We start from the raw sequence: 2945 nt of genomic DNA on the forward strand, positions 1-2945 counted from the left end.
GGAGGCCGCCCGGCCCCGGCGGTACAGGAACGCGCCACCCGCGACGAGCGCGGCGCTGACGGCCGAGGCCGCGATCATGGCCTCGCTGCCGGTGTGCGGCAGGGTGGGCGGCGGCCCGTGGTGGTCCCCGCCGTGCGGAGACGTCGGCGGTTGGGCGGTCGGCGGAGGCGATGTCGGGGGCCGCGTGGTCGGAGGCGGAGACGTCGGCGGTTTTGTGGTCGGAGGCGGAGACGTCGGCGGGGGCGGGGTTTCGTCGCCGTACGCCGGGGGCGTGTCGTCGCCGTAGGCCGGAGGCGTTTCGTCGCCGTAAGCCGGAGGCGTGTCGTCGCCGTAGGCCGGGGGCGTGTCACGGTTGCCGGGCGGCTGGGTGGTGCCCGTCTCGCCGCCGGAGTTCCCCTCGGACCCGTACCCCGAGTCCTCGTGGGCGCGGTCGCCGGTGTGCTCGTCCGAACCCGTGTCGCTCGCGCAGGAGTTGCCGACGGCCGGCTTCGACGCGGCGGCGGCCGCGGCGGCGCAGTCGTCGGCCGGGACGTTCGCCGGGGCCCGGGCGGCGCTGCCGGACACGGCAGCCGGCGCGTCGGCCGTGGTCCCGGTCGGGTCCGGGCCGGCGAGCGCGGGACTGCCGTACAGGGACAGGATGCTCGTCGCGGCGGCGGCCGCGAGCATCCCCCTGCTGAGGGTCTGTCGCAATCTCGTGGTCTTCCTGCTTGACGAAGTGGAAAGCCGGCCCCGGACCGCGGATGCGAAGGATCGGCGGTCCGGGGCCGGCCATGACGCAGCCGGGAGGCCGGTGCGCTGTGTGACGTCGTCAGTCGGTGGCGCAGGGGGTGCCGAACGCCGGGTTCAGCAGACCGATGACGTCGACGGTGTCGCCGCAGGCGTTGACCGGGACGTGGACCGGAACCTCGATCACGTCGCCGGAGACAACGCCCGGGGAGTTGGTGGCAGCGCCCTGCGCACCGGCGTCGGCGAAGGCGGGGACGGCACCGCCGAGCGCCAGGATGGCGCCGACGACCACAGCAGCGGTCTTCTTCATGAACTTTCCCTTCTCTGCGGTCATGCCCGTATGTCGGCCGAAACCGAGCGAGCACAGCATGAATGGCTCGCACCATGACCGGCAGGCTGTAGAACGAGGAATAGACGGTCGAAGAAACTACGGAACGCATGCCGTCGATTAATTCACTCGAACGCCCAGGAAGAATTGACATAAAAAGAGGAAACGCTTCTTCGGCACTTGTTCCGGCAGCGGGAATTACGTGGCCACAACGAAAGCCCGCCCGGGCGCGCAGGAATGCGCACCGCCCGGGCGGGCTTCACAGGACCGAGGTCACTGGTTGGCGACGCCGTTGGCCGCGAGGACCGCGATGTCGTCCAGGACGTGCGACACCGGCTCGTCGCCCTTGGCCTGGGTGGAGTTCTCGGCACACTGCTGGTTCTGCGGCGCGGACAGGACCGGGACGTCCTGGGCCACCCCGACGGCGGCGATGAGGCCGAGGATCCCCTGGGCGTTCGCCTTCGCGGGGAGACCGACGCAGAGCTTGTTGAGCGAGCTCTGGACCAGGGTGGCCTGCGGGCTCATCTTGCCCTTGGTCACCGAGTTGCCGAACGCCTCCTTGGCGCCGTTGCCGCTGGCGGAGGTGGTGCCGTGGTCGTTGCCGGTGGCAAGCGCCTGGGGGGCTGCCGCCGCCGACACACCTACGACGGACACGGCGACCGCCGCCGCGGCCATTGCCTTCTTCAGCATTTCGCTATTCCTTTCCTGGCTCCAGGCCAAGACGGACGTTCCTGCCCGGCATCAACCGCTCGCAACCGGAATGGTTGCGGCACGCGGCGGCACGTCACCCGTTCGGACCGGTGGCCCCCGGAATTTTTCGGAAACCGAGCCCGGCACGGAATCAGGAGATTGCCGGGAGATGGGCTGTTGGGGTGAAGCGGAGCAACCAAACGAAGCGCGCGCAGTTGACCAGTGCGCTCCGGTGGACGGGGTGTCCTCAGAAGGGAACTGACAAGTGATCAAGAAGGTTCTGGCCGCCGCCGCTGTCGCAGCCTCCGTCGTCGGCGCCTCCGCTGCCGCCGCCTCGCCGGCCCTGGCCACCGGCAACGACCACGGCACCACCTCGGCCAGCGGCAACGGCGCCGAGCAGGCGTTCGGCAACTCCGCCACGTACGGCAACATGAGCCCCCAGCTGGCGCTCATCCAGGGCTCCTTCAACAAGCCCTGCATCGGCCTCCCTGCGAAGCTGAACCTCCAGGGCCTGGTCGGCCTGGGTGCCGTCGGCGTCCTCCAGGACGTGCCGATCCTGTCGGCGCCGCAGAACCAGCAGTGCGTCGAGAACTCCACCCAGGCCAAGGGCGACGAGCCGCTCTCGCACATCCTGGACGACATCTCCGCGCTGTCCGCGAACGGCACCGGCAACAAGTAGGTCCGGACGCTCTCCGGGCCCCGGTTCGAGGGCACCAGTCGACTGATCGGACTGCACTCCGCCAATCGGGGCAAACCACGCAACCTCGGCGAATCCGGGTAAGTTGACGATCACGCAGCTCCTCCCCGGAGTCCGCCTTTCGAAAGGGAACGAACATGAAGAAGCTGTGGGCAACCGCGGCCGTCGCCGCCACCGTCGCCGGTTTCGCCGCCGCGGCCGCGCCGCAGGCCCTGGCCACCGGCAACGACAACGGCACCACCTCGCTCAGTGGTAACGGCGCCAAGTCGGAGTTCGGCAACTCGGCCACGTTCGGCGACCAGAGCCCGCAGCTCTCGCTGGTTCAGGGCAGCCTGAACAAGCCGTGCGTCGGCCTCCCGGTCAAGGCGAACCTCCAGGGGATCGCCGGCGCCCTCGCCCTCGGCATCGCCCAGGACGTGCCGATCCTGTCGGCGCCGCAGAACCAGCAGTGCGTCGAGAACTCCACCCAGGCCAAGGGCGACGAGCCGCTCTCGCACATCCTGG

Annotated in this window: 5 protein-coding genes; 2 read left to right on the forward strand and 3 right to left on the reverse strand. The window is 70.1% G+C overall.

Annotation, left to right across the window (positions count from 1 at the left end; genetic code table 11):
* The 3 genes from ACWGKQ_RS52035 to ACWGKQ_RS52045 form a co-directional block, all read right to left on the reverse strand.
* Positions 1 to 690: LPXTG cell wall anchor domain-containing protein (locus ACWGKQ_RS52035; protein WP_453299157.1), on the reverse strand; the 690-nt coding region annotated here is incomplete at its 3' end.
* A 118-nt stretch (positions 691 to 808) separates the two neighbouring features.
* On the reverse strand, positions 809 to 1060 hold the full coding sequence (locus ACWGKQ_RS52040; RefSeq protein WP_453299158.1) for a chaplin: 252 nt from the start codon (positions 1058 to 1060) through the stop codon (positions 809 to 811).
* A 267-nt stretch (positions 1061 to 1327) separates the two neighbouring features.
* Entirely contained in the window at positions 1328 to 1744 is a 417-nt protein-coding gene (locus ACWGKQ_RS52045; protein WP_453299159.1) for a rodlin, read from the reverse strand.
* A 265-nt stretch (positions 1745 to 2009) separates the two neighbouring features.
* Here ACWGKQ_RS52045 and ACWGKQ_RS52050 point away from each other — a divergent pair, with 265 nt between their 5' ends.
* Complete coding sequence (locus tag ACWGKQ_RS52050; protein ID WP_453299160.1) at positions 2010 to 2423, forward strand: rodlin; 414 nt, start codon at positions 2010 to 2012, stop codon at positions 2421 to 2423.
* A gap of 155 nt (positions 2424 to 2578) precedes the next feature.
* On the forward strand, positions 2579 to 2945 hold a 367-nt coding region (locus ACWGKQ_RS52055; protein WP_453299161.1), incomplete at its 3' end, for a rodlin.

This window comes from Streptomyces sp. NPDC054770 (genome assembly GCF_053611985.1).

Coding starts and splice junctions, on each gene's coding strand:
- ACWGKQ_RS52040 (WP_453299158.1), bottom strand. CDS start 1,060: ATGACCGCAGAGAAGGGAAAGTTCATGAAGAAGACCGCTGCTGTGGTC.
- ACWGKQ_RS52045 (WP_453299159.1), bottom strand. CDS start 1,744: ATGCTGAAGAAGGCAATGGCCGCGGCGGCGGTCGCCGTGTCCGTCGTA.